Source organism: Actinoplanes siamensis (genome assembly GCF_016862395.1).
In the GTDB taxonomy this organism is placed as follows: domain Bacteria; phylum Actinomycetota; class Actinomycetes; order Mycobacteriales; family Micromonosporaceae; genus Actinoplanes; species Actinoplanes siamensis.
In genome coordinates, this window is record NZ_BOMW01000024.1 from 62,931 (window position 1) to 87,816 (window position 24,886).

Below are 24,886 nucleotides of genomic sequence, written 5' to 3' on the forward strand. Positions count from 1 at the left end.
TGCGGCGCGCTCCGGGACGCGGTCGCGCCGCGGCTCGCGCTCTCGCCCGAGCATCGCCCGCCGCTGCCGCGAGTGGGCCGCAGCACCGCGCGGGCCGCCCGGCGCCATGTGCACCGCGCGGGCCGCCCGGCGCGACGTGCGCCGTGCCGGGGGCCGTGCGACGCGCGCCGGGTGCCCGGTGGAACGCCGCGGAAAGGGTCGCGCGGGGTGGAGTGGCGCGGGGGAGGATCAGTCGCAGTCGAGGCTCTTCCGGAAGTCGGGGGTGACCTTTCCGGCGGCTACCTTGTCGGCCATCCTCCAGAAGCCCTCCGCCCAGTCGCCCTCGTCCACCATCGACCGCAGGACCTTCCAGTCGTGGCTGCTGCGCATCGCCTTCGCCGCCTTCGCCCGGGCCGTGGTGTCGCCGACCCGGTCGGCGCGCTCCCACTCGGCGATCCAGGCGCAGCCGACCTGCGCGGTGACCTGCGCGCCGAACTGGTACGGATCGTTGGTGCCGAAGGTGAGCAGCCGCCCGGTGTCGAAGTTCGGCGGCATCGGCACGTCGGCCAGCACCTTGTTGGCCGCCTCGGCGGCCCGCGCCGGCGTGACGATCTCCGGCGGCATGGCGGCGATGAACGTCGTCGCGTCGACGCGCTGGATCTTCGTCAGCAGGGCGTCGAACCCGGCGCGTGTCCAGTTGTCGCTGGTGCGCAACTCGGCGAAGGAGCCGTCACGGGCGTGCAGCAGGAGAGCGAAATCGCTGTCGCCGTAGGTGAAGACGTCGCCCGCCCAGTCGCCGATCGCGGACGGCTGCGGCTTGCTCACCGCCAACCGGTCGGTGTAGTAGCTCTGGTAGTACTTCGCCGGGTACCAGGTGATGTTCAGCGAGCGCTTGCCGTTCTCGAAGAAGATGTCGCCGCTCTCGTCGGCGAAGCCGTAGACGCTGGTGATCTTCCAGCCCGGCTCGGTGATCAGCAGCCGCGGGTTCTCCTCGGCGGCCTTGAGCGCGAACTCCCACGCGTCGGCGGCCGGCGCGGCGATCGAGATGTTCGGCAGCGGGGCGGCGTACTCCGTGGTGGAGCGCTCCCGCGCCAGGACGGCCCCGGCGGCGACGACGCCGGTGACGGCCGCGGCGGTGGCCAACGGGACGAGGAGGCGGCGGCGTTTCCGCACGACGTCGGGAGTGGACATGATCTCCTCCAGGAGCTCCTGGTCGGCCCCGTCGAGGTCGCGGACGCGGTACGGATCGGCGTCGCGGACCAGCCGATCCAGACGGTCGTCGGTCATCGCCCCTCCTCCGGGGTCGGAACGGTCAAGACGCTGGAGACATGTCCGGGTCTGCGGAGATCGTCACCGACGAGTTCGCGGAGCCGGGCGCGGGCCCGGGACAGCCGGGTCCGGACCGCCGCCGCGTTCACCCCGAGCACCTCGGCCACCTCGCGCGGCTCCAGACCCTCCCAGACGGTCAGGGTCAGCACCTCACGGTCCAGGTCACCGAGCCGGGCCAGGGCCTCGCGGACGGCCAGCCGTTCCAGCACCTCGCTGCCCGGGTCGGCGCCGCCCACGGCGGCCAGACGTCGGCGCAGGCGCTCGCCGAGCCGCTCCCGGCGCTCGCCGCCGCGGTGGTGGTTGGCCAGGACGCGCCGGGCCACGCCGTACAGCCAGAGCCTGGTCTCGCCGCCCGGCGGCACCTCGTGCCGGCGGCGCCAAGCGATCAGGAACGTCTCGGCGACGACGTCGGCGGCGTCCGCGGGCTGCTCGACCCGCCGCAGCGCGTAGCCGAGCAGCGGCTGGAAATTGGCTGCGTACACCTGCCGGAACTGGTCGTCGGAGTCCACACCTCACCTCATGTCCGGGTGCGTCCCCATCGTGACAGCGGGCCGCGCGCGGAGGAAGCGGTCCGGGTCAGCTCAGCGCTCCCCGCCGTCCTCCCGCGCTCCCGGCCACGGTCCCGGCGTCCTCGCCGGCAGCGTCACGGTGTTCGTCCCGGTGCGGTAGATCCGCATTCCGCGGGCCTGGTAGTTGGCGAGCGCTGCCGGGCCGTCCAGGCTGCACGTGTGCACCCACACGCGGGTGATCCCGTCCGCCAGCGACCAGGCCCGGCGCAGCGCCACGGTGAGCAGGTGGCCGCCGATACGCCGGCCGGTGAACTGCGGGAGCAGCCCGAAGTAGCCGATCTCGACCTCGCCGGGGCGGGTGCCGTCCAGTTCGGCGTAGCCGGCCGGGGTGCCCCGCACGTAGGCCACCCAGGTCTGGATGCCCGGGCGGTCCAGGTGGTCCTGCCACTGCTGCCAGGTCCAGCCGAGGCGGTCGGTCCAGAACCAGTCACCGCCGACGGCGGTGTAGAGGAAGCGGCTCAGCTCCGGCGAGGGCAGGTGGGCGCGGTTGACTTCCAGGGGTACGGCGGGTGCAGCCCCGGGGACGAGCTGCGCGGGGTCGGTCTGCTCCAGGTACCAGGTGGTGATCTCCACCCGGACCATCATGACGCGTGCCCTGGGTCACACGGCCGGCCCGGTTGGCGCATCCCGCCGGAATGTCCGGTCCTTGCCGCGACGGCGCAGAAAAGCCCGGGGAGGTGGGAAGGCGACGGAGATGCCGCAGCCGCTGCGGTTGGCCGATCTGGTGCGCGAGGTCGCGCGGCGGCACGGCCCGCGCGAGTGGGTTGCCGGGCACGGCGGGCCGGGCGAGGAGGTCCGGCGGCATCCTGCCGGCCGGGCCCGGCGTGCGCGGCACCGGGACGTTCGGCGAATGGCCCGCGCGGCTGCCGTAACGGTGGTCCTGATCCGGCGCTCAGCGCAGCAGGGGCATCGCCGTGCTCAGCATGGTGCGCCAGTCCGGGAGCGGCGCGACGCCCGAGCCGGCCCAGCCGGCGTGGCTCAGGACGCTGTAGGGCGGGCGTCTGGCCGGGCGCGGGAAGCGGTCCGTGGTGGTGGGGCGGACCCGGGACGGATCCAGGCCGGCCTCCTCGAAGACCGCCCGGGCCAGGCCGTACCAGGTGGTGGAGCCGGCCGCGGTGCCGTGGTAGACGCCCGGGGCGGCGGCCGGGGCCTGGGCCAGCGCGACGAGCTGTTCGGCAAGCGCCCGCGACCAGGTGGGCGGGCCCTGCTGGTCGTCGACCACGTCCACGGTGTCGCGCTCGGCGGCGAGGCGCAGCACGGTGCTGACGAAGTTGGGGCCGTGCGCGCCGTACAGCCAGGCGGTTCTCACCACGGTGCCACCCGACGCCAGCACCGCCTCCTCGCCCACCGCCTTGCTCCGGCCGTAGGCGTTGAGCGGCGCGCGCGGCGCGTCCTCCGGGATCGGCGCGGTCGCGGAACCGTCGAAGACGTAGTCCGTGGAGAGGTGGATCAGGCGCTTGCCGGCCGCGGCCGCGAGGGTGCGCACGCCGTGGCCGTTGATCGCGGTGGCGGCCTCCTCGTGGGTCTCCGCGCCGTCGACGTCCGTCCAGGCGGCCGCGTTGATCACGACGTCCACGCCGCCGACCGCGTCGCGGACCGCGTGCGGCGAGGTGATGTCCAGGTCGGCCCGGGTGGCGGCGACGACGTCGCGACCGTGCAGCACGCCTCGCAGGTCCTGGCCGAGCATCCCGCCGGCCCCGGTGATCAGCCAGCGCATCAGCGGCCCGCCCGCGCCTTGAGCGGCTCCCACCAGGCCCGGTTGTCGCGGTACCAGTCGACGGTGTCGGCGAGGCCGTGCTCCAGGGGGACCCGCGGCTCGTACCCCAACTCGTTTTTGATCTTGGTGATGTCCAGCGAGTAGCGGCGGTCGTGTCCCTTACGGTCCTCGACCGGGGTCACCATGTCCCAGCCCGCGCCGCAGGCGGCCAGCAGCATCCCGGTCAGCTCGCGGTTGGACAGCTCGGTGCCGCCGCCGATGTGGTAGACCTCGCCGGCCCGGCCCTTCTCCAGCGCGAGCTGGATGCCGCGGACATGGTCGGTGACGTGCAGCCAGTCGCGGACGTTCCCGCCGTCGCCGTAGAGCGGCACCGGCTTGCCGTCCAGCAGGTTCGTCACGAACAGCGGTACGACCTTCTCCGGGAACTGGTGCGTACCGTAGTTGTTGGAGCAGCGGGTGACCACCACGTCCATGCCGTGGGTGCGGTGGGCGGTGAGCGCGAGCAGGTCCGAGGAGGCCTTCGAGGCGGCGTACGGCGAGTTCGGCGCCAGCGGCCACGTCTCGGTCCACGATCCCTCGGCGATCGACCCGTACACCTCGTCCGTCGAGACGTGCAGGAAGCGGCCGACCCCGGCGGCCCGCGCGGCGTCCAGCAGCACCTGGGTGCCGAGCACGTTAGTCGTCACGAACGGGACCGCGCTGTCGATCGAGCGGTCGACGTGCGATTCCGCGGCGAAATGGACTATCGCGTCGTGGCCGGGCAGGAGATCGCGCAGCAGGTCGGCGTCGCCGATGTCGCCGCGTACGAAGGTGAGTCGGGAATCGGTCAGGGGCACATTGGCGGGGTTGCCGGAGTAGGACAGCACGTCCAGCACGGTCACCGTGGCGCCAGTGGCACCTGGGAATTCATCCGCGAGTACCGCCCGGACATAGGCCGAACCGATGAAACCGGCGCCCCCGGTCACGAGAATCTGCACAGCGGCCCAGTGTACTACCGGCTCCACTGTGCTTAGTCTTCCTCGGTGCGCGGAATTCTGCTGGCCGGTGGCACCGGCTCCCGGTTGTGGCCGATCACCATGGCCATGTCGAAACAGCTCATGCCAATTTTTGACAAACCGATGGTGTACTACCCCTTGACCACGCTGGTCTCCGCCGGAATTCGGGAGATCCTGGTCATCACCACGCCCGAGGACCAACCGCATTTCGAGCGACTGCTCGGTGACGGCAGTCGTTTGGGATTGTCCCTTTCCTATGCGGAGCAGCCGAAACCGGACGGGATCGCCCAGGCATTCCGGATCGGCGCGGATTTCATCGGGAACGAGCCGGTCGCGTTGATTCTGGGCGACAACATCTTTCACGGCGTGGGGCTCGGCCGGCAACTCGCCCGGTTCGCCGAGCCGGCCGGCGGGCGGATCTTCGCCTACCCGGTGGCCGACCCGCAGCGCTACGGGGTCGTCGAGTTCGACGAGTCCGGCAAGGTGCTGTCGATCGAGGAGAAGCCGGAGAAGCCGAAGTCGGCGTACGTCGTCCCGGGCCTCTACTTCTACGATGCCGAGGTGGTTCGGATCGCTGCCGGCCTGGAGCCCAGCGCGCGGGGCGAGCTGGAGATCACCGCGGTCAACGAGGAGTACCTGCGGCGCGGCCGGCTCGACGTGACAGTGCTGGATCGCGGGACGGTGTGGCTGGACACCGGCACGTTCCAGTCGATGGTGCAGGCGTCGGAGTACGTGCGGGTGATCGAGGAGCGGCAGGGTCTCAAGATCGGCTGTGTCGAGGAGGCCGCCTGGCGGCTCGGGTGCATCTCCGACCAGCAGCTGCGCGACCTGGCCCGGCCGCTGCGCAAGAGCGGTTACGGCGACTACCTGGAGCAGTTGTTGGAGCGTGGGCCGTTCGGCGGTGCCCGGTGAGGGTCCGGCCGCTGGGCGTCGAGGGCGCCTGGGAGATCACGCCGGTGCAGCACGGCGACGACCGCGGCGCCTTCCTGGAGTGGTACCGCTTCGACCACCTGGCCGCCGCCGTCGGGCACCGGCTCGACCTGGCCCAGGCCAACCTCTCCACCTCGGCACGGGGGGTGGTGCGCGGGGTGCACTTCGCCGACGTGCCGCCCGGCCAGGCCAAGTACGTGACGTGCGTGTCCGGCGCGGTGCTGGACGTGGTGGTGGACGTGCGGGCCGGCTCGCCGACGTTCGGGCGGTGGGAGGCGGTGCGCCTGGACGACACCGGCCGGCGGGCCGTCTACCTGGCCGAGGGGCTGGGGCACGCGTTCTGTTCGCTGACCGAGGGCGCCGTCGTGGCGTACCTCTGCTCGGCCACCTACCGGCCCGGGCACGAGCACGGCGTCCACCCGCTGGATCCGGAGCTCGGCATCGCCTGGCCGGCCGAAGCGCCGCTGCTGTCGTCCAAAGACGCCGCCGCGCCGTCGCTGTCGGAGGCCCTCGCGAGCGGGTTGTTGCCCCGGTACGACGCCTGTCGTGACCATGTGGAAACGATGCGTCGCGTTGACGACAGTCAATCGCGCGCCGCACGCGATTGACCTGCGCAGTTCTCCGTAGTATGCGACCGCCCAGGGCGATCCGGTCCGAACTGGACGGAGGCTTTCCCGCCTCATCCGAACCGTCAATCGCGTCGGACGGAAAGGTGTAGCGCCGACCGGGTGCCGTTCGGAAGTCTGTCTCATGTGTCCGGTGCGTCGCCCGTGCGTGACCGGCCGCTCACCCTAAGCTAAGCCAGGGCCTTGACGCCTGGTGCATCCGGCTTGTCCGGATTGCCGCTGATTCTTGGTAATGGATTGACCGCAGCCAATGGGGGCAGAGGCGTGCAGACAATCGAATCGCTGGCCACCGTCGACCTGGGCGACAGAGCGTCGCAGGCCAGGCGGGGCAGACGAGCCGGCGAGACACGAGCCGGATGGCAGAACCGGTACGCCCGGATGCTGTACCTGATCGACTACGTGGTCGGCCTCGGCGCCGCGTGCTGGGCGCTGGTCCTGCGGTTCGGCCCGGACGGCGACGAACCGAACATGAAGGGCTACGTCCTGCTGACCGCCCTGCTGCCGATCGCCTGGATCGCCTGTCTCTCGGCGAACCGCGCCTACGAGCCGCGCCACCTGTTCGTCGGCACCGACGAGTACGCCCGGGTGTTCCGCTCCGGCGTGGCGCTGATGGCCGCGCTGGCCATCGTCTCGTTCGCCTTCGACCTGCGCCTGGCCCGCGGCTACGTGAGCATCGCCCTGCCGCTGGCGATCGCCGTCGACCTCGGCGCCCGCTACCTCTACCGCCAGCGGCTGCACCGCTCCTGGGGCCGGGGCAACCGGCTGCACCGGGTCCTGCTGGTCGGCCACGAGACGGCCGTCTCGGACATGACCCGCCGGCTGCGCCGCGAGCGATACCACGGGTTCGCCGTGATCGGCGCGGTGCTGCCGGCCACCCCGAGCCCCAAGACGTTCGCCAAGGGCATGCCGCCGGTGTACGGCACCTTCGACGCCGTCGACTCCGCGGTCACCCGTGCCGACGCGGACACCGTGATCGTCCTGGCCTGCCCGGAGATCGACGGTCCCGCGCTGCGGCGGCTCGCGTGGCAGCTGGAGCGCGACGAGATCGACCTGATCGTGGCCAGCACGCTGGTCGACGTGGCCGGTGACCGCACCACCATCCGGCCGGTCGACGGCCTGCCGATGCTGCACGTCGAGCACCCCCGGCTCAAGGGCAGCGCACGCTTCTTCAAGGCCACCTTCGACCGGGTCGGCGCGCTGCTCCTGCTGATCCTGATCTCCCCGCTGCTGCTGGTCGTGGCCGGCCTGGTGATGTTCGGCCGGGGCGGCCGAGGCCCGGCGATCTTCAAGCAGGAGCGGGTGGGCAAGGACGGCCGCACGTTCATGCTCTACAAGTTCCGCACCATGGTGGTCGGCGCGGAGGCCCGGCTCGCCGAACTGAAGGAGCTCAACGAACACGACGGCGAGCTCTTCAAGATCAGGCAGGACCCGCGGATCACCCCGATCGGCCACTGGCTGCGCCGCTTCTCGGTGGACGAGCTGCCCCAGCTGATCAACGTGCTCAAGGGCGACATGTCGCTGGTCGGGCCGCGCCCGCCGCTGGCCCGCGAGGTGGCCGGCTACCCGTCCGACATGCTGCGCCGGCTCGTCGTCAAGCCCGGCCTGACCGGCCTGTGGCAGGTGTCCGGCCGCTCCGACCTGTCCTGGGAGGAGTCGATCCGGCTGGATCTCAGCTACGTGGAGAACTGGTCGCTCGCCATGGACCTGGCCATTCTGATCCGTACCGTCAGCGCCGTCGTGCGCAGCTCGGGAGCCTATTGATGACCGCGCGTCCCCGTCTCACCGTGATCGGCACCGGTTACCTCGGCGCCACTCACGCGATCTGCATGGCCGTCCTGGGACTCGAGGTGCTCGGCGTCGACGTCGACGCCGACAAGGTGGACCGGCTCAACTCCGGTGTGGTCCCGTTCTTCGAACCCGGCCTGCCCGAGCTGCTCACCAAGGCGCTGGAGTCCGGCCGGCTGCGCTTCACCACCTCGTTCCGCGAGGCCGCCGCCTTCGGCGACGTCCACTTCCTCTGCGTCGGCACGCCGCAGCGGGCGGACTCGGAGGCCGCGGACCTGACGTACCTGGACGCCGCCGTCACCAGCCTCGCCCCGCACCTGGACCGGCGCGTCCTGGTGGCCGGCAAGTCCACCGTCCCGGTCGGCACCGCGGCCCGGATCGCCGCCCGGCTGCGCGAACTGGCCCCGGCCGGCGACCAGGTGGAGCTGGCGTGGAACCCGGAGTTCCTGCGCGAGGGCTTCGCCGTCGACGACACCATGCGGCCGGACCGGCTGGTCTTCGGGGTGACCTCGGACTGGGCGCGGGACCGGCTGCGGGCGGCGTTCCAGCCGGTGCTCGCGCAGGACGTGCCGGTCAAGGTGACCGACCTGCAGACCGCCGAGCTGGTCAAGGTCGCGGCGAACTCGTTCCTGGCCACCAAGATCTCCTACATCAACGCGATGGCCGAGGTCTGTGAGGCGACCGGCGCCGATGTGCACGATCTGGCCGAGGCGCTGGCGTACGACGAGCGGATCGGCGGGAGGTTCCTGCGCCCCGGGCTGGGGTTCGGCGGCGGGTGCCTGCCCAAGGACATCCGCGCGTTCGCGCACCGGGCCGAGGAGCTCGGGGTCGGGCAGGCGGTCGGCTTCCTGCGCGAGATCGACGGCATCAACCGGCGGCGCCGCGCCCGTACCGTCGATCTGGTCGTCGCGTCGTGCGGCGGGGACGTGGCCGGCAAGCGGGTCGCCGCGCTGGGGGCCGCGTTCAAACCGAACTCGGACGACATCCGCGACGCGCCGGCTCTCGACGTCGCGGCGACGCTGCGCCGGATGGGGGCGGAGGTGGTCGTCTACGACCCGGCCGCGATGGACAACGCCCGGCGGGCGCATCCTGAGCTGGGATATGCGACAAGCGCCCTGGACGCGGCCCGGGACGCGGACGTCGTGGTGCTGCTGACCGAGTGGAACGAGTTCCGCGAGATCGCGCCGTCGGCGTTGGCCGCCGTGGTCCGCCGGACCCGGATGGTCGACGGGCGCCACGCGCTCGTCCCGGCGGTCTGGGCCGCCGCCGGCTGGGACTACCGCGCTCTGGGCCGGCCGGCCGTGCAGGGCCGCTCGTGAAGATCTCGGTGGTACGCCCGGACGAGCTCGGCCCCGGGGAACTGGCGGCCTGGCGGCGACTGCGGAAGGACTCGCCCGCGCTGCGGAATCCGTTCCTGGCGCCGGAGTTCAGCGTCGCGGTCGGCCGCCGGCGTCCGGCCGCCCGGGTCGCCGTCCTGGAGGACTCCGCCGGGGTGGCCGGGTTCTTCCCGTTCGAGGTGCGCAACCGGCTCGTCGGGGTGCCGATCGGATTCGGGATCAGCGACTGCCAGGGTGCCGTGCTGCGCTCCGGTGTCGAGCTCGACCCGCTCTCCCTGCTGAAAGCCTGCCGACTGCCGGTGTGGGAGTACGACCACCTGATGGCCGACCAGTTCACGCGCTTCCACTCGGTCGTGACGGGGTCGCCGCTGATGAACCTGGCGGACGGCTACCCGGCGTACCTCGAAGACCGCAACCAAGCCGGCGACGTCGTCCGGCAGACGCTGCGCAAGCAGCGGAAAATGGTCCGCGAGGTGGGCGACGAGCGGTTCGTCTGGGACGACCGCGGCCCGGCCGCGCTGGCCGCCCTGCGGGACTGGAAGTCCGCGCAGTATCAGCGCACCCAGCAGTACGACCGGTTCGCCACCCCGTGGATCGCCGGCGTGCTGGAGGAGCTGCAGGCGTCCGGGTCGGACGACTGCCGGGCCGTGGTCTCCACGATCTACGCGGGGGACCGGCCGGTCGCCGCGCATCTCGGCCTGCGCAGCGAGTCCGTCCTGGCCTACTGGTTCCCGTCCTACGACCCGGGCCTGTCGAAGTATTCCGCCGGCATTCTGCTCTGCCTGCGGATGGCCGAGGCGGGCGCCGCGGACGGCATCCGGCAGATCGACCTGGGCAAATCCGAGGCGCTGTACAAGACCCGGCTGAAGAACGACGAGACTCCGGTCGCCGCCGGCCGGATCGGCAGGTCCTGGCCGGTCAGCACGGCACGGAGGGCGCAGACCGCGATGTCGCGCTCGCTGCGGCAGGGGGCGCTGGGGGAGAAGCTGAAGAGCGGCCGCACCGGAAGGGTGCTCCGCGGACTGAAGGCGAGGCTGGCGTCGCGATGACGATTCTGGTGGCGGTCGTCTCCTACAACAGCGAGCGCCTGCTCCCCGATCTGATCGCGGGACTGCGCTCCGGGCTGGACGGCCAGAAATGGCATCTCACGGTGGCCGACAACGCGTCCCGGGACGGCAGCGTCGCGCTGGTGCGCACGCTCGCGCCGGAGGCGACAGTCCTCGAGATGGGCCGCAACGCGGGTTACGCGGCAGGCATCAACGCCGCGGTCGCCGCGTCCCCGGCGCACGACGCCGTCCTGGTGCTCAACCCGGACGTGCGGCTGACGCCGGGTTGTGTGCCGCGTCTGCTGCGGGCGCTGCGCGAGCCGGGGACCGGCATCGCGGTGCCGCGCCTGGTGGACGGCTCCGGCACGCTGATCCCCACCCAGCGCCGGGAACCGAGCGTCCTGCGGACGCTGGGCGACGCTGTCCTGGGGGCGCGGCGGGCCGGCCGCTTCCGCCTGCTGGGTGAGGTGGTGACCGACCCTTCCCAGTACGAGGTGGAGCGGTTCACCGACTGGGCCGAGGGATCGACGCAGCTCATCAGCGCGGACTGCTGGGCGCGGATCGCGCCGTGGGACGAGTCGTTCTTCCTGTACTCCGAGGAGACCGATTTCGCCCTGCGGGCCCGGGACGCGGGATTGCGGACACGCTATGTTCCGGACGCGCACGCGGTCCATCTGGAGGGCGACTCCCGGGTGTCGCCGGGGTTGTGGGCGCTGCTGACGCTGAACAAGGTTCGCCTGTTCCGGCGCCGGCACGGCCCGGCGCGGTCGGCGGCATACTGGGCGGCGCTGGTGCTGCGCGAGTCCAGCCGGGCCGCCCTGGGCAAACGGCCGAGCCGGGCGGCGGCGCGCGACCTGCTGACGCCGTCGCGCCTGCGCGAGACCCCGGGGCCGGCCAGCGTCATCCGCTGGGCGTGAGCCCGCCCATCCGCCTTTCCGTCACCCGCCACCGGAGCCGGCCGGTGATCGAGGGGCGAACAGCGTCGTGGTGGACCGGGTGACGTGGGCCGGCGGCCGGGATGCCGGGCGTGCCGGTCAGCGCCAGCGGCGCGGGCAGCGGCCGGCGCGGCGGAGGCGGCCCAGGACGTCCTCCACCGCGTAGACCCCGAGAATGCCGGCGAGGCCGCCGACCACAGGCGTGGCGAGTTCCGTGAGTAGCGTCTGCATGTCCGCCTGGTCGGCTCGGCCGGGTGCCGCAGCCGGCGCCGATCGGGTGCGGGACGGGTGCGGACGCCACGCGAAAGCCGGCAGGGGCGCCGCCGTGTCGGAAACGGCGGCGCCCCTGCCGGGCCGGCTGTGTCGCGGGTCAGCGGTCGCGCGGGTCAGCGGTCACGCGAGCCGGCTGTGTCGCGGGTCAGCGGTCGCGCGGGTCGAGGTCGCGGCTGCGCGAGCCGGCCTTCGCCAGACCGCGACTGACCATGTAGCCGATGGTCAGCAGGGTGATGTACCACCACGCCTTGTCGGCGGCGAAGTAGTCGCTGCCGTTGTTCGCGGCGCCGTCGCCGACGGTCTGCGAGGCGATCAGCACGCCGATCACGGCGGCGAGATAGACGAACAGCTCAGTGGTCTTCCACGACGGTTTCGTCTCGTCGCCGTGGGCGCGGGCGACGTGCACGTCGCGGTCGCCGACGATGCGGTCCTTGGTGTGAGCGCCGTCGATGTGGGCAGTCGTAGTCATGGTCAACTCCAATGGGGGGTCCGCAGTTCCTGATCGTCAGGCGACTGCTTGTCTGTCCGTTCCTGACCTGGTGTATCCCCCATCGCCCGGGATGGGAAACCCAACAGATGACGAAACATCGGATTTGGCCTGGCGGACCCGCCCGAAGGTGACGTCAGCGCCAGCTCTTGACCAGGGTGGCCGCCGCGTTGCGGGCGCGCACCGGGAGCCGGCGGGAACGCTGGACCGCCGCCCGTACCGAATCCGGGGTGTCGGTGTCGTAGACGCTGAAGCGCGGCTGCAACCAGGCGCCGGGCGAGGCCGGGCGCCGGTCGCTGGTGAAGACCGTGGTGTATCCGAGGCGGCGGAGCCCGGTCAGCGTGGTGCGGTCGTAGCGGCCCAGCGGGCACGCCGCCCGGGTCACCGGGCGTCCGGTTACAGCGGCGATCCGGTCGCGGGCGAGCGAGAGCTCCTCGTGGATCGCCGGCGGGGACATCGCGCGCCACGGATGGTGGTGCATGCCGTGGGTGCCCACCGACATCCCGTTGCTCAGCAGCACGCGCAGCTCCGGCTCGCCGAGGCTGCCGGCGGAGCCGAGACGGCCGGCCAGGACGAAGAACTCCGCGGTCAGACCGCGGTCGAGCAGCGCCGGCAGAGCGATCTCGACGTCCGAGCTGTTGCTGTCGTCGAAGCTCAGCCGGACCGGGACGGACCACGAGACGATGTCGTCCAGGAGGGCCGCGAACGAGGATTCGGAGATCCAGTACCGCTGCTCGCCGGGCTCCAGCTCCCGCGCGGGCGTGCCGATGCCGTGGAACAGGATGTTGATGTGCTCAGGCATGCGCCCGCTCCCTCGACGAGCCGTCGTGACCCCAGTCCACCGGGCCCCGCCGCCGGGCCTGCACCGCCGCGTGGACGGTGATGCCGACGTAGCACACCGCGGCCGGCGCCAGCCACGGGCGGCGCAGGACCACGTCCGTGAGCCAGGAGGAACGGCCCGGTGGCCGTACCGCCGGCTTGATCTCGCCGCGCGCCGCGGCCGCGCGCATCGCCGTGTTGCCGGCGCGGACCCGGATCAGCCGGCGGACCAGGTCGCGGGTGTTCCGCGGCGTGGCCACCACCGACCGCACCGAGGCGACCTGGATCTTCTCGTCGGCGGTGAACAGCGAGTCGACGAACAGGTCGTCCGCGACCAGGTCCGGGAAGGTCGCGAAGCGGGAGCGCCCGGCCGCGGAGAGCGCGATCACCCCGCGGCCGAAGAGACCGGTCCGCAACGCCGGCAGATGCCGGTGCACGCTGAAGTAGGCCCTGACCAGAATCGGCCGCCCGGTCAGGTCCAGCGCCCGGTGCGCGGTGGCCGCGGGGTGCGAGGCGCAGGCCGACGCCAGAGCGCGCAGACCGGAAGTGGTCAGGATGACGTCCGCGTCCAGGTAGACCCGGGGAAAACCGGCCGCGACCCGATCGCCGGCGTTGAGGGCGCCGGCTTTGCCCGGCGCGGGGAGATCGACGACGCGTACGCCCCGCTCGCGTGCCACCCGGGCGGTGTCGTCGGCGCAGCCGTTGGCCACCACCGTGACGTCGAACTCGCCGGGCGCCGCGTCCGCCAGCAGGGTGTCCAGGCACCGGCCGAGCACCGCGGCCTCGTTGTGCGCGGCGATCACCACACTGGTCACGGCGCGTCCACCCGGGCCGGGGAGGAGGGCCGGCGCTGCCCGGGGACGCGCGGAGCCGGGCCGGGCCGGAGCAGGCGCTGCCACACCGCGACGTACTCGGCGGCCTGGTGTTCCCAGGACAGGAAGTCGCGGAAGCGCTGTCTGCCGATCTCGCGCATCCGCGCCCGCAGTGCCGGGTCGTCGAGCAGCGTGCCGATCGCCTCGGCGAACTCCGCGGGCGTGCCGTTGGGCACGTAGAGGCCGGCCCCGCCGACGGTCGCGTGCGTCTCGATCAGGTCGGCGGCCACCACCGGCACGCCGCGCCCCAGGTACTCCACCGTCTTCGCCATCGTGGAGAGCTGGTTCATCCGGGTCGGCAGGTCCGGCTGCAGGGCGACGTCGGCCCGCCGCAGCAGCGCGTCCACCTCGGGGCCGGTGAGCCAGCCGGTGAACTCGACGACGTCGGTGAGCCCGCGGTCCGCGGCGAGCTCGCGCAGCCCGGCGGCCGTCTCGCCGTCGCCGGCCAGGATCATCCGCCAGCCGGTGCGGCCGCGCCGCACGACCAGCTCCGCGGCGGCCAGGACGGCGCCCTCGACGTTGTCCTGGGGACCGAAGACGCCCAGGTAGACGACGGTGAGCGGGCCGTCGGGACGAGGATCCGCGGACGCCGCGATCTCGGCGAGCGCCGGCCCGTTGCGCACCACTGTCACCTTCGCCGGGACGACCCCGCGGCGGACCGCGTTCTCCCGGAACGACTCGTTCGTCGCGAACACCGCGGTGGCCGTCCGCAGGGTCAGCTTCTCGAAGAGCACCAGCAACCGCGACACCAGCGGATTCGGCTCGCCGCCGCGGGAGATGTAGACCTCGGGGGACAGGTCGTGGTGGTCGAAGACCCACGGCCGGCCCAGCGCCCGGACCAGCAGCGCGAGCGGGAAGTAGATGTCCGGCGGGTTGCACACCTGGACCGCCTGGGCCCGGCCGCGGAGGATCTCGCCCAGCAGCCGGATCGTGATCCAGGCGAACGACCAGAGGAACTCCAGCGCGAACGAGAGCACCCCGCTGCCGTAGACGACGATCGGGTACGGCCGCAGCCGGGTGCGGTCGCTGCCGGGCAGGATCCGCAGGCTCCTGTCGCCGCGCGGCGCGATCACCGTCACGTCGAAGCCGGCCGCCTCCAGACTCAGGCATTCGCGGATGACCCGGCGGTCCTTCTCGGCCGGCAGGTTAGCCACCAGAATCGCGACGCTCGGTCGCTTCACAATGATCACCCCGTTCGCCACCTGTTGACGCGAACAACATTCCAGAGAAGTCTTCGCGTAGCGATGCCGGGGAGTCCACAGCTAATGGGCTGAACGGGCCAGAGGATCAGACCAATTCGGCGAATCCTGCGTGGACAGACGTGCTTTTGATCGCTTCCGGCGGCGCAGCAGAACGGCGTCTGTCCACAATGTGACAGCGGATGTGACGAATGTGCCGAGCAGGCCCACGCCGATCAGCGAGCGCAGCGGCGAGTGGCTCAGCAGCGTGGAGCTGGGCGGGACCAGGGTGGCCACGGTGATCCGCAGGTCCCGCTTGACGTTCCAATGGTCCTGCATGCTCTTCAGCTCGTCCTGGTAGGTGCTGCTCAGGATGGCCAGCGAGCGCATCCCGTCATATTCGTCGGGGCTGATGTTGGTGATCGACATCGAGCCGATCACGTACCGCGGCTCCTGCCTGGTCCCGGTGTTGCGGGGCTCGAATCGGTACGTCCCGGTGACCCCCTTGCCGCGGAACATCTCCCGCGCGTCGGGGGTGTTCAGCCGGTTCGCGATGGCCGCCGCGGTGACCGCGATCGACGGGTACAGGCCGGTCACCGGGTTCGGCGCGTACGGCGAGACCGGTGGCTGGATGAGCAGCACCTCGGACGCCAGGAAACGATCCTGGGTGTGCACCGCGGGACTGGCCGCCGCGGCGGTCAGCAGAGCGCCGGCGATGATCAGATACCAGCGCCGTTCCAGTACTCCGGCCATATCGGACAGAAACATCGCTTTCCCGTTCTTCACGTCTCCAGCTGCGACAAGACTCCTTAGCCTGTTCCGGCAGATCTCGTCAACTTCGATTTCGATCGGACGGCCAATAGCCATGGTCGTCGGCGTCGTATAACTTGGCGCTGGTGTCGGGGCCGTCGTGCGCCGCTCCGATGTGGAGCTCGGTGGCGACGAAAGACGTCCTGGCGGAAATGTGGAGAGGCGTCCGTGGACCTCGGCGAGATTCTGCGCGTATTGCGCAACCGCTGGTACATCGTCGTGCCCCTGCTGGTGCTGGCGATGGGCCTGGGCGTCGGCACGTGGATCGTGGTGCCGCCGTCGTACTCGACCTACACCATGGTCAGCCTGCTGAGCGCGCCCGCCGCGACCAAGGCCGCCACCGAGGGGCAGGACAACCCGTTCCTCAACTTCAACGGCTCGCTCGTGGCCACCGCCGACTTCCTCGGCCGCCGCCTGCAGTCGACCGACACGATCCTGGAGCTCAAGGCCGCCGGGATCACCGAGGAGTACGAGGTCGCCCTCGCCGAGAACGCGCAGGGCCCGTTCCTCACGCTCACGCTCACCGGCGACGACAAGGACCACCTGCTCGCCTCCGCGGCGCAGCTCGCGCAGTTCGCCGGCACCACCCTCGCCGAGATCCAGCGGCAGAACAACGTCTCGGAGAAGGACGCCATCAAGCTGACCCAGGTCATCCCGCCGCAGAAGCCGCAGGTGGAGACCAAGGACAAGCTGAAGCTGGTGATCGTGGCCGGCGGCGGCACCGCCGCGCTCGGGTTCGTGCTCGCCTTCGTGGTGGAGAGCATCGCCCGGTCCCGGCGCCGCAAGGCGGTCCCGGCCCAGGCCGGGCCGGCCGGGTCGCCCGCCTCGCCGGCGTCCGCGTCGGGCGCCGTGACCGTCGCCCCGGACCTCGAGGGCACCGTGGTGCTCCAGCTGCCACCGGCGGTGCCGGCGGCGCGGCCCCTGCCGGACCGGGAGCAGAGCCCGGCCCGGGAGAAGTCCGCGGACACGGAGAAGACCCAGCGGATCCAGGTGCCGCCGCCCCGCCAGACCGCCACCGGTCAGAAGGAGAGCCAGCCGCGCCGGCCCGGCCTCTCCACGACGTATCAGTCGAACGGCGATCGTGGGGGCCAGAATGCCAACCGGGTCAACGGCAGCTGACGTTCACCTCCCGGCCGGGCCGGAGCGCCCGGCCGCCGCCGGGTCCACCGACCGGCACGGCCACCTCTACCGCTCGCAGCAGCGGCTGCGCCGGCTCGCTCCGGACTCGCTGCTCGCGATCTACCTCGTCCTGCTGCTGGTGGTGCCGGCCCGGCTGGTGGTCGCGAGCATCGGCGCGACCGGCACGGTGGCCAACCTGTTCCTGCTCGTGGCGCTGCTCTGGTACGCGGTGAGCTGGCTGATGCGCCGCGTCTCGCCCGCGCCGTACACCCGGGCGCCGCGCGTGGCGCTGCTCGGTTACGTGGTGGCGGTCCTGCTGGCGTACGTGGCGGTCGGCCGCCGGGACGCCGACGCCGCGGAGTACAGCGCCGCCGACCGGGCCCTGCTGCAGCTGCTGATCTGGCTGCCGCTGATCCTGCTCACCACGTCGCTGACCGAGTACCGGCAGATCGACCGGCTGTTGCGGCTCTTCGTCCGGCTGTGCACCTGGGTGTCGGTGCTGGCGATGGCCGAGTTCGTGCTCAAGCGGAGCCTGACCGCCTGGATCGTGATCCCCGGCCTCTCCTCGAACGCGGCCTCCGAGCTGGTCGCCCGCGGCGACTTCGTCCGGCCCACCGCCACCGCGTCGAACACGCTGGAGCTGGCCGCCACCCTGGTCGTGGCGCTGCCGTTCGCCATCGGGCAGGCGCTCCACGACACCGACCGGAAGGCCTGGAAGCGCTGGGCGCCGGTGTTCCTGATCGCGCTGGCCTCGGTGATGACCGTGTCCCGGACGTCGGTGATCGGCCTGCTCGTCGTCCTGCTGGTGCTGCTGTCCGGCTGGCCGGCCGCGCGGGTGGGCCGGGCCCTGCTGGTGATGATCCCGGCCCTGGGCGCCACCCGGGTGCTCGTCCCGGGTCTGGTCGGCACGCTGGTCGGCTTGTTCACCGCGATGCTCGACGGCGGCGACAACAGCACCCAGTCGCGGACCGCCACCAGCGCCGACGTCGGCGAGTTCCTGCAGGGCCACCGGTGGTTCGGCCGGGGCCCCGGCACGTTCCTGCCCGACCTCTACCGGTTCACCGACAATCAGTACCTGCTGGCCATGCTGGAGATCGGGATCGTCGGCCTGACAGCCATCGTCGTCCTCTACGTCACCACCATCCACTGTGGTGGCGCGGGCCGCCGCCGATCCACCGACCCGGCACGCCGGGAAACCGGACAGGCCTTTGTGGCCATCGGGTTCGTGATGCTGGTCGTAACGGCCACGTTCGACACTCTGAGCTTCCCGATCGTGGCCGGATCCACTTTTCTGATGTTGGGCCTGTCGGGCGCCTACCTGAGCGTGGCCCGCCGTGAAGAGGCGAGAATCGGAGACCTCCCACAGTGACGGATCTGAACCGGCGGGTGGCCACCGCCGCCCGCTGGAGCCTGGTCAACACCATCGTCCGCCGAGTCGGTACGTTCGCCTCCGGCGTCGTGCTGGCCCGCCTCTTCTTCGGCCCCTACGAATGGGGCCTCTACGCCGTCGGCCTGCTCGTCCTGGCCATGCTGCTGTCGCTCAACGAGATGGGCGTCAGCCTGGCGCTGGTGCGCTGGGAGGGCGACATCCGCCGCTTCGCCCCCACGGTGCTCACACTGTCCACATTGTCCAGCTCGGCGTTCTACGTACTGCTCTACTTCTCCGCGCCGGCCCTGGCCCGGGCCCTCGGGTCGCCGGACGCCACCACGATGCTGCGGGTGCTGTGCCTCAGCGTGATCATCGACGGCATCGCGTGCGTCCCGCTCGGCCGGCTGAACCGGGAGTTCCGGCAGCTCGGCCGGACCGTGGTGGACATCCTGAACTTCGCGGTCAACACCGCGGCCACCATCGCGTTCGCGGCCGCCGGCGTGGGCGCGATGAGCTTCGCCTGGGGCTCGCTGATCGGAAACCTGGTCGCGCTGGCCGGATTCAGCCTGTGCGCGCCCGGCATGCTCCGCTTCGGCTGGGACACCGGACAGGCCCGGCAACTGCTGCGGTACGGGTTGCCGCTCGCCTCGGCCAGCCTGCTCACCCTGGGCATCGTCAACGTCGACTCGGTGGTGGTCGGTTCGGTCCTCGGCCCGGCGGCGCTCGGCATCTACGCGATGGCGTTCAACATGTCGAGCTGGCCGGTCCGGATGGTCTCGGAGACCGCGCGCCGGGTTTCGTTCGCCGGCTTCTCACGGCTCGCCGACTCCTCGCCGGCCGAGTTCGCCAGCGGTTTCCTCCGGGCGTTCACGCTGGTCGTCGCGGCAGCGGTGCCGATCTGCGTGGTGCTCGGGGTGCTTGCCACGCCGATCATCGTGTTCGTCTACGGCGACCAGTGGGCGGCCGCCGGCCTGCCGCTGCGGTTCCTGGTCGCGCTCGGGCTGCTGCGCACGGCGGTCGAGCTGGCCTACGACTGCCTCGCCACCCGGGTCCGCAAGACGCTGATGCTGATGCAGGCCTGGTGGCTGTTCTCGCTGATCCCGGTGCTGCTGCTCGGCGCCCACCTCTGGGGGGTCCCGGGCGTCGCGGCCGGGCACGTGGTGGTCGCCGGCCTGCTGGTCGCCCCGGTCTTCGTGGTGGTGCTCGGCCGGCTCGGCATCCCGGCCGCACGGATCCTGCGCGCCTGCGTCCGCCCGGCACTCGGCGGCCTGGCCATGGGCGTGGTCGCCTGGCTGGCGCACGCCTGGCTGGGCGGCGGCTTCCTGGGCCTGGCCGTGGCCGGCGTCGCGTCGTTCGCGGCGTACCTCCCGTTCGTCCTCCCCATCGTCACCCGCCTTCGGTCCGGCGACGCCGGCGCCGAGGAACCGGCCGCCGAGCCCGCGCTCGCGGCCACGGCCGCCGACCCCGCCTAGGAGAGCGAAGACATGCGTGCGCTGAAGAAGCGACTGCGCGACCGGTACGGCTGGCTCCCGTTGGAGGAGCTGCGCAACAAGGTGGTGCTCGGGCACACCGCGGTCGCCCTGGGCCGGTTCGAGCGCTCCGAGGTGCGCCGCCTGCTCGCCGCGATGCCCGGGGCGCGGCGCCCGCGCGCCAAGGTCGCCGTGATCGTGCTGACCTACCGGCGCCCCGGTGGCCTGACCCGGGCCGTCGCGTCGGTGCTCCAGCAGACGATGCGGGACCTGGTCCTGGTGGTGGTCGACGACGCCGGTGGACAGCTGCCGGAACTCCCGCCGGACCCGCGGCTGCACGTCGTCACGCTGCGCCACAACATCAACGTCCCGGGTGTGGGCCGCAACGTCGGGATCGGGCTGACCGATTCGGATTACGTCGCGTTCCTCGACGACGACAACACCTGGGATCCGCACCATCTGGCGACGGCCCTGTCCCGGCTGGAGGAGCCGGACAACCGGCCGGACGCCGTCTACACCGCCATGCGCCGGGTGATGCCGGACGGGACCGTCCGGGACGTGCTCTCCGTCCCGTTCGATCGCAAGCTCGCCTGGGAGCGCTGCTACCTGGACAACAACCCGCTCGTGCTGCGGCGGCTGCCCGGCGCCCGGTTCAGCCGGCTGCGCCGGACCACGTCCGTCGCGCCGAAGGAGGACTGGGAGCTGGTCTACCGGTTCAGCCGCCGGCACCGCGTCGAGCACATCCCGGAGCCCACCGTGACCTACACCATCAACCCGGACAGCTACTGGACCCCGTGGGAGTTGTCATGACGGCCGGACGGCGCAAGCTCCTGCTGGGCGCGGCGCTCGCGCTGCTGGTCGGCGCCGCCGTGGTGATCGTGGCGCTGATCCGCGGCAACGGCGCGGACCCGGCGGCGGGGCCCGGCCCAGGCGCCGCGCCCGGCGGGGCCACCTCGCTGGTCACCCCGCCGCCGGAGATCGCGAGCAACCTGCCCGCGCCGCCCGCGTCCACGCCCGCCAAGGAACCGACCGCGGCGACCTCGGCGGCCCGGAAGGCGCTGCCGGTCAACGCCACCGGCGGCGGCCGTTATCCGGCGCGATTCTCGGTCGGCGCGCCCGGGGTGAAGCCGTACAAGCAGTCCGACCGGTCCCTTCCGGTGCCGAAGGGCTACCAGGTCGTCGAGCCCAGCAACGAACAGAGCAAGGAATGGGATCTGTACGACTGCAAGGGCACCGTCAATCTGGACCGTAAATACTTCAAGGCATTCATCTACATCGGCACCAGCTGCCATGGCACGGTGAACATCACCAACTCGGTGATAGCGCCGCCGCCCGGTTCGCAGAATCGCGCGGTCCTGGTGAACTCGGACGCCTCCGCGCCGCTGCGGCTCGACCTCACGAACGTCACGATCCGGCCCGAGCCGGTCGGGCTCGGCGAGAAGAACGCGCCGCTCAACGACCACGCCGTCAACGACTGCCAGACCTGCACGATCTCGCTGAACCGGGTGGACGTGGCGAACACCGGCGGGATGTGCCTGTGCGGGGCGCGCACCACGATCCGCAACAGCTGGCTGCACGACAACTACATCGCCAACCTGAGCGATCCGGGGCAGGCGCACACCGGCGGGGTCTTCCCGTACGGCGGGTCCGGCCCGGTGACGATCGAGAACAGCCGCCTGGAGCCCGGGATCGACGCGCACACCGGCGAAGAGGTCGAGAACTACTGGAAGGCCATCACGGCGGTGCTGTTCACGCAGAGCGTCGACGGCTCGGTGCTGCGCGGCTACTCGGTCCGCAACAGTTTCATCTCGCTCGGCGCCTACGGGCTCTACGCGCAGACCGGGGCCGACCTGCGGGTGACCGACAACGTCTTCGGGCCGACCCATTGGGACGCGGCCGGCGGATGCGACTCGAACTGCTCGGCGACGTACGGCGAATGGTCGAACAACGTGGTGGGGACGATCGACGGGGTGCCCACGAAAAAACAGGTTCCACAACCTAAGTGATGTTTGGCATGAAAAGAGCCGTCAATTGAGGACAAGAATAATCTCCGGCGCCGTGTCGGCGCTGATCATCGGGGCGGTGGTCGCGCTTCCCGGCGCGGTTCTCGCGGCCGACGACCCGTGTGGGGTCAACTCCAATCCGATCGTCTGCGAGAACTCCAGGACCGGCACCCCGCTCGAGGACTGGTACGGCGACAGCGCCTGGGGTGACATCGAGGGCTTCACCACGAAGATCAGCGTGCAGCCCGGCGAGACCCTGAAGATGAAGGTGAACTCGCCCACGTCGTTCACGGTCACCTTCTACCGGCTCGGCTACTACGGCGGCCGCGGCGCGCGGAAGATGCCGACCTCGCCGGTGACGCAGTTCCCGGCCAAGGTCCAGCAGACCTGCGACAAGGACGCGACAGGCCTGGTCGACTGCGGCAAGTGGGTCGCCAACGTCAGCTGGACCGTGCCGTCCGACGCGGTGTCCGGCGTCTACCTGGCCGCCCTCGACCAGGGCGACGGGCTCGGCTACATGCCGTACCCGTTCGTGGTCGCCAACGACAACAGCCGCTCCGACGTGCTGGTGCAGACCTCGGACGAGACCTGGCAGGCGTACAACTCCTGGGGCGGGCAGAACCTCTACGAGGGCGGCGGCCCGGCCCCGGACGGCCGCGCGTACAAGGTCAGCTACAACCGGCCGATGCGCATCGCCGGCGACAACGCGATCCTGGCCAGCGAGTACCCGTTGATCCAGTGGCTGGAACGCAACGGCTACGACGTCAGCTACGCGTCCAACCTGGACGTCTCCACCAAGCCCACGCTGCTGCCCAAGCACAAGGTGTTCGTCTCCTCCGGCCACGACGAGTACTGGGACCAGGGCATCTGGGACAACGTCAAGGCGGCCCGCGCGGCCGGCGTGAACCTGGCCTTCTTCAGCGGCAACGAGGCGTTCTGGCGGACCCGCTGGGAGCCGTCCATCGCCGCCGACGGCGGCGCCAACCGCACCCTGGTCAGCTACAAGATGACAAAGATGAAGCAGAACCCGCCGAACGGCATCGCCGACCCGAGCGGGCAGTGGACCGGCACCTGGATGGACCCGGCCGGCGCCGGAACCGGCGGCAACCAGCCGCAGAACCAGATCACCGGCACGCTGTTCTCGGTGAACGGGTACCGCAACGACGCGATCACGGTCTCCGCGCGGTTCAAGAACATGCGGCTGTGGCGCGACACCACGATCCGCAACCTCGGCGACGAGGAGGTGGCGACGTTCCCGGTCGGCACGCTCGGCTACGAATGGGACTCCGACGTGGAGAACGCCGCCCGGCCACCGGGCGCTATCTCGTTCTCGTCGACCACCCTGCAGATCACCGACGGCACCATGCTGCTCGACGAGGGCAACAACTACGGCAACGGCGTCGCCACCCACAACATCATGATGTACCGCGACGCCACCTCCGGCGCGCTGGTCTTCGGCTCCGGCACGGTCCAGTGGTCGTGGGGCCTGAGCACCCAGCACACCGGCCCGGCCAGCTCCGAGGACCCGCGGATGCAGCAGGCCACCGCCAACGTGCTGGCCGACATGGGCGCCATGCCGAAGACGCCGCAGACGAACCTGAGGACGCCCACGCTGCCGACCGACAGGACCGGTCCGGGCATCGCCGTCACCGCGCCGGCGGCCGGCACCACCGTGCCCAAGCTGTCGCCGATCACGGTGACCGGCACCGCGGCCGACACCGGCGGCGGCCAGCTCGCCCGGGTCGAGGTCTCCACCGACGGCGGCAGCACCTGGAACGCCGCCACCGGCCTGGGGAACTGGACGTACACCTGGACACCGGTCACCGAGGGACCGGCCGCGATCAAGGTGCGCGGCATCGACGACAGCGTGAACTTCGGGACGACCACCACCGTCAACGTGACAGTGGGGCCGCAGAAGTGCCCGTGCACCACGTACAAGACCAGCGACGCCCCGGCCAACCTGGACTCGTTCGACGGCAACCCGAACGAGTTGGGCGCGAAGTTCCGGGTGGCGGTGCCGGCGACGGTCACCGGCGTCCGGTTCTACAAGGCGCCCGGGAACACCGGCACGCATCTGGGCAAGCTCTACAGCGGCGCCGGCAAGCTGCTCGCCTCCGGCACGTTCGCCAACGAGACGGCCAGCGGCTGGCAGACCATGACGTTCAGCAAACCGGTCGCGATCGCGGCGAACACCACGTACGTCGTCTCCTATTTCACGCCGACCGGCCACTACTCGTACAGCAGCGGCTATTTCAGCACCAAGGGCGCCGGCGATGGCATCGTGAAGCAGCTGCAGTCCGGCGTGTCCGGGGCCAACGGCGTCTACCAGTACGGCGCCGCCGGCGGCTTCCCGAACCTGAGCTGGGGCGACACCAACTACTGGGTGGACGCCGTGGTGGAGACCAGCTCGGCGACCACCACGCCGCCCACGATCACGGTCCGGTCGCCGGCCCCCGGCGACGCCAGCGTGGCCCGCAACGCCAAGGTCACCGCGACCTTCGACCACGACATCGACCCGGCCACCATCGCCTTCACACTCAAGGCCGGCGGCGCCACGATCGGCGCCAAGGTGGCCTACGACGACACCACCCGCAAGGCGACCCTCCAGCCGGACAGCGCCCTGGCGCCGAACACCCTGCACACCGCCACGGTGCAGGCCTCCGACCTGTGGGGCAACGCCATGACCGGGCCGGTCACCTGGACGTTCACCACCGGCACCGGGGTGTCCTGCCCGTGCACGGTGTTCAGCCCGGCGTCCACCCCGGACGTGGAGAGCGCCAGCGAGGCCGCCTCGCTGGAACTGGGCATGCGGTTCACCTCGGCGGTCGACGGCTACGTCACGGGCGTCCGCTTCTACAAGGGCGACCGCAACACCGGCACGCACACCGGCACGCTGTGGACCGACAACGGCCAGGAACTGGCCACCGGGACGTTCGCCGCCGAGACGTCCAGCGGCTGGCAGACCCTGACGTTCGCCAGCCCGGTGCCGATCACGGCGAACACGCCGTACGTCGTGTCGTACCACACCGACCAGGGCTTCTACTCGTACAGCGGCGGCTACTTCGCCCAGGCGCACAGCTCGTACCCGCTGACCGCCCTCGCCGACGCGGACACCCGCCACAACGGCCTGTTCAAGGGCAGCGCCACCCGGACGTTCCCGACGTCGGGCTGGAACGCCGGCAACTACTGGGTCGACGCGGTCTTCACCACGACCACGCCGTGATGATCCGGGTCCGGCG

General features: G+C 71.4%; 23 protein-coding genes. 12 read left to right on the top strand and 11 right to left on the bottom strand.

Features of this window, described 5'->3' with window-relative positions; translation table 11 throughout:
* Positions 1-228 precede the first annotated feature (228 nt).
* From Asi03nite_RS13260 to rfbB, 5 genes are all read right to left on the bottom strand, one after another.
* Positions 229-1,266 carry a hypothetical protein gene (locus tag Asi03nite_RS13260; protein ID WP_203679672.1) on the bottom strand — a complete coding sequence of 346 codons (1,038 nt, stop codon included), beginning with the start codon at positions 1,264-1,266 and terminating at the stop codon, positions 229-231.
* Entirely contained in the window at positions 1,263-1,817 is a 555-nt protein-coding gene (locus Asi03nite_RS13265; protein ID WP_203679673.1) for an RNA polymerase sigma factor, read from the bottom strand. Before Asi03nite_RS13265 ends, Asi03nite_RS13260 begins: the two co-directional genes overlap by 4 nt.
* A 72-nt stretch (positions 1,818-1,889) precedes the next feature.
* Complete coding sequence (locus tag Asi03nite_RS13270) at positions 1,890-2,450, bottom strand: GNAT family N-acetyltransferase (RefSeq protein ID WP_203679674.1); 561 nt, start codon at positions 2,448-2,450, stop codon at positions 1,890-1,892.
* A 319-nt stretch (positions 2,451-2,769) separates the two neighbouring features.
* Positions 2,770-3,594: a dTDP-4-dehydrorhamnose reductase gene (rfbD, locus tag Asi03nite_RS13275; RefSeq protein WP_203679816.1), complete on the bottom strand. Its 825-nt coding sequence runs from the start codon at positions 3,592-3,594 to the stop codon at positions 2,770-2,772.
* Positions 3,594-4,571 (bottom strand): dTDP-glucose 4,6-dehydratase, encoded by a 978-nt coding sequence (gene rfbB, locus Asi03nite_RS13280; protein WP_203679675.1) that lies wholly within the window; start codon positions 4,569-4,571, stop codon positions 3,594-3,596. Before rfbB ends, rfbD begins: the two co-directional genes overlap by 1 nt.
* Positions 4,572-4,616: 45 nt before the next feature.
* On the opposite strand from rfbB, the gene rfbA reads away from it, so the two are divergent.
* The 6 genes from rfbA (at position 4,617) to Asi03nite_RS13310 (ending at position 11,230) form a co-directional block, all read left to right on the top strand.
* Positions 4,617-5,501: a glucose-1-phosphate thymidylyltransferase RfbA gene (gene rfbA / locus Asi03nite_RS13285; RefSeq protein ID WP_203679677.1), complete on the top strand. Its 885-nt coding sequence runs from the start codon at positions 4,617-4,619 to the stop codon at positions 5,499-5,501.
* On the top strand, positions 5,498-6,127 hold the full coding sequence (locus Asi03nite_RS13290; RefSeq protein ID WP_203679679.1) for a dTDP-4-dehydrorhamnose 3,5-epimerase family protein: 630 nt from the start codon (positions 5,498-5,500) through the stop codon (positions 6,125-6,127). The genes rfbA and Asi03nite_RS13290 overlap by 4 nt, the downstream gene beginning before the upstream one ends.
* A 282-nt stretch (positions 6,128-6,409) precedes the next feature.
* Positions 6,410-7,906, top strand: coding sequence for a sugar transferase (locus Asi03nite_RS13295; RefSeq protein ID WP_203679681.1), 1,497 nt, complete (start codon positions 6,410-6,412; stop codon positions 7,904-7,906).
* The gene (locus tag Asi03nite_RS13300; protein WP_203679683.1) at positions 7,906-9,249 is read left to right on the top strand and encodes a UDP-glucose dehydrogenase family protein; all 1,344 of its coding nucleotides are present in this window, start codon (positions 7,906-7,908) and stop codon (positions 9,247-9,249) included. Before Asi03nite_RS13295 ends, Asi03nite_RS13300 begins: the two co-directional genes overlap by 1 nt.
* On the top strand, positions 9,246-10,316 hold the full coding sequence (locus tag Asi03nite_RS13305; protein ID WP_203679685.1) for a GNAT family N-acetyltransferase: 1,071 nt from the start codon (positions 9,246-9,248) through the stop codon (positions 10,314-10,316). The genes Asi03nite_RS13300 and Asi03nite_RS13305 overlap by 4 nt, the downstream gene beginning before the upstream one ends.
* The gene (locus Asi03nite_RS13310) at positions 10,313-11,230 is read left to right on the top strand and encodes a glycosyltransferase (protein WP_203679687.1); all 918 of its coding nucleotides are present in this window, start codon (positions 10,313-10,315) and stop codon (positions 11,228-11,230) included. The genes Asi03nite_RS13305 and Asi03nite_RS13310 overlap by 4 nt, the downstream gene beginning before the upstream one ends.
* 117 nt (positions 11,231-11,347) lie before the next feature.
* Here the strand turns inward: Asi03nite_RS13310 and Asi03nite_RS38500 are convergent, their stop codons facing one another.
* The 6 genes from Asi03nite_RS38500 to Asi03nite_RS13335 all read right to left on the bottom strand — a co-directional run bounded on the left by Asi03nite_RS38500 (position 11,348) and on the right by Asi03nite_RS13335 (position 15,645).
* Entirely contained in the window at positions 11,348-11,479 is a 132-nt protein-coding gene (locus tag Asi03nite_RS38500; RefSeq protein WP_275409382.1) for a hypothetical protein, read from the bottom strand.
* A gap of 187 nt (positions 11,480-11,666) precedes the next feature.
* Positions 11,667-11,990 (bottom strand): hypothetical protein, encoded by a 324-nt coding sequence (locus tag Asi03nite_RS13315; protein ID WP_203679688.1) that lies wholly within the window; start codon positions 11,988-11,990, stop codon positions 11,667-11,669.
* A 154-nt stretch (positions 11,991-12,144) separates the two neighbouring features.
* The gene (locus Asi03nite_RS13320; RefSeq protein ID WP_203679689.1) at positions 12,145-12,810 is read right to left on the bottom strand and encodes a polysaccharide deacetylase family protein; all 666 of its coding nucleotides are present in this window, start codon (positions 12,808-12,810) and stop codon (positions 12,145-12,147) included.
* Entirely contained in the window at positions 12,803-13,642 is an 840-nt protein-coding gene (locus Asi03nite_RS13325; protein ID WP_203679690.1) for a glycosyltransferase, read from the bottom strand. Before Asi03nite_RS13325 ends, Asi03nite_RS13320 begins: the two co-directional genes overlap by 8 nt.
* A complete protein-coding gene (locus Asi03nite_RS13330) occupies positions 13,639-14,853 on the bottom strand; it encodes a glycosyltransferase family 4 protein (RefSeq protein WP_239102658.1) in 1,215 nt (404 codons plus the stop codon). Before Asi03nite_RS13330 ends, Asi03nite_RS13325 begins: the two co-directional genes overlap by 4 nt.
* A 108-nt stretch (positions 14,854-14,961) precedes the next feature.
* Entirely contained in the window at positions 14,962-15,645 is a 684-nt protein-coding gene (locus tag Asi03nite_RS13335) for a hypothetical protein (RefSeq protein ID WP_203679691.1), read from the bottom strand.
* A gap of 210 nt (positions 15,646-15,855) precedes the next feature.
* Between Asi03nite_RS13335 and Asi03nite_RS13340 the strand changes: the two genes are divergently transcribed.
* From Asi03nite_RS13340 to Asi03nite_RS13365, 6 genes are read left to right on the top strand one after another with little or no spacing between them, the layout of a single operon-like run.
* Complete coding sequence (locus Asi03nite_RS13340; RefSeq protein ID WP_203679692.1) at positions 15,856-16,806, top strand: Wzz/FepE/Etk N-terminal domain-containing protein; 951 nt, start codon at positions 15,856-15,858, stop codon at positions 16,804-16,806.
* Positions 16,781-18,175: an O-antigen ligase family protein gene (locus Asi03nite_RS13345; RefSeq protein WP_203679693.1), complete on the top strand. Its 1,395-nt coding sequence runs from the start codon at positions 16,781-16,783 to the stop codon at positions 18,173-18,175. Before Asi03nite_RS13340 ends, Asi03nite_RS13345 begins: the two co-directional genes overlap by 26 nt.
* Positions 18,172-19,647 carry an oligosaccharide flippase family protein gene (locus Asi03nite_RS13350; RefSeq protein WP_239102659.1) on the top strand — a complete coding sequence of 492 codons (1,476 nt, stop codon included), beginning with the start codon at positions 18,172-18,174 and terminating at the stop codon, positions 19,645-19,647. The genes Asi03nite_RS13345 and Asi03nite_RS13350 overlap by 4 nt, the downstream gene beginning before the upstream one ends.
* Before the next feature lie 12 nt (positions 19,648-19,659).
* A complete protein-coding gene (locus Asi03nite_RS13355; RefSeq protein WP_203679695.1) occupies positions 19,660-20,454 on the top strand; it encodes a glycosyltransferase family 2 protein in 795 nt (264 codons plus the stop codon).
* Positions 20,451-21,650, top strand: a complete 1,200-nt coding sequence (locus Asi03nite_RS13360) for a hypothetical protein (protein ID WP_203679696.1) — start codon at positions 20,451-20,453, stop codon at positions 21,648-21,650. The genes Asi03nite_RS13355 and Asi03nite_RS13360 overlap by 4 nt, the downstream gene beginning before the upstream one ends.
* A gap of 25 nt (positions 21,651-21,675) precedes the next feature.
* Positions 21,676-24,870, top strand: coding sequence for a DUF4082 domain-containing protein (locus tag Asi03nite_RS13365; protein WP_203679697.1), 3,195 nt, complete (start codon positions 21,676-21,678; stop codon positions 24,868-24,870).
* The last annotated feature ends 16 nt before the right edge of the window (positions 24,871-24,886 follow it).

What these genes read in the sequence shown, in the direction of transcription:
- Asi03nite_RS13260 (WP_203679672.1), bottom strand. Translation starts at nt 1,266, where the DNA reads ATGACCGACGACCGTCTGGATCGGCTGGTCCGCGACGCCGATCCGTAC.
- rfbD (WP_203679816.1), bottom strand. Translation starts at nt 3,594, where the DNA reads ATGCGCTGGCTGATCACCGGGGCCGGCGGGATGCTCGGCCAGGACCTG.
- Asi03nite_RS13300 (WP_203679683.1), top strand. Translation starts at nt 7,906, where the DNA reads ATGACCGCGCGTCCCCGTCTCACCGTGATCGGCACCGGTTACCTCGGC.
- Asi03nite_RS13310 (WP_203679687.1), top strand. Translation starts at nt 10,313, where the DNA reads ATGACGATTCTGGTGGCGGTCGTCTCCTACAACAGCGAGCGCCTGCTC.
- Asi03nite_RS38500 (WP_275409382.1), bottom strand. Translation starts at nt 11,479, where the DNA reads ATGCAGACGCTACTCACGGAACTCGCCACGCCTGTGGTCGGCGGCCTC.
- Asi03nite_RS13315 (WP_203679688.1), bottom strand. Translation starts at nt 11,990, where the DNA reads ATGACTACGACTGCCCACATCGACGGCGCTCACACCAAGGACCGCATC.
- Asi03nite_RS13320 (WP_203679689.1), bottom strand. Translation starts at nt 12,810, where the DNA reads ATGCCTGAGCACATCAACATCCTGTTCCACGGCATCGGCACGCCCGCG.
- Asi03nite_RS13335 (WP_203679691.1), bottom strand. Translation starts at nt 15,645, where the DNA reads ATGTTTCTGTCCGATATGGCCGGAGTACTGGAACGGCGCTGGTATCTG.
- Asi03nite_RS13345 (WP_203679693.1), top strand. Translation starts at nt 16,781, where the DNA reads ATGCCAACCGGGTCAACGGCAGCTGACGTTCACCTCCCGGCCGGGCCG.
- Asi03nite_RS13355 (WP_203679695.1), top strand. Translation starts at nt 19,660, where the DNA reads ATGCGTGCGCTGAAGAAGCGACTGCGCGACCGGTACGGCTGGCTCCCG.
- Asi03nite_RS13360 (WP_203679696.1), top strand. Translation starts at nt 20,451, where the DNA reads ATGACGGCCGGACGGCGCAAGCTCCTGCTGGGCGCGGCGCTCGCGCTG.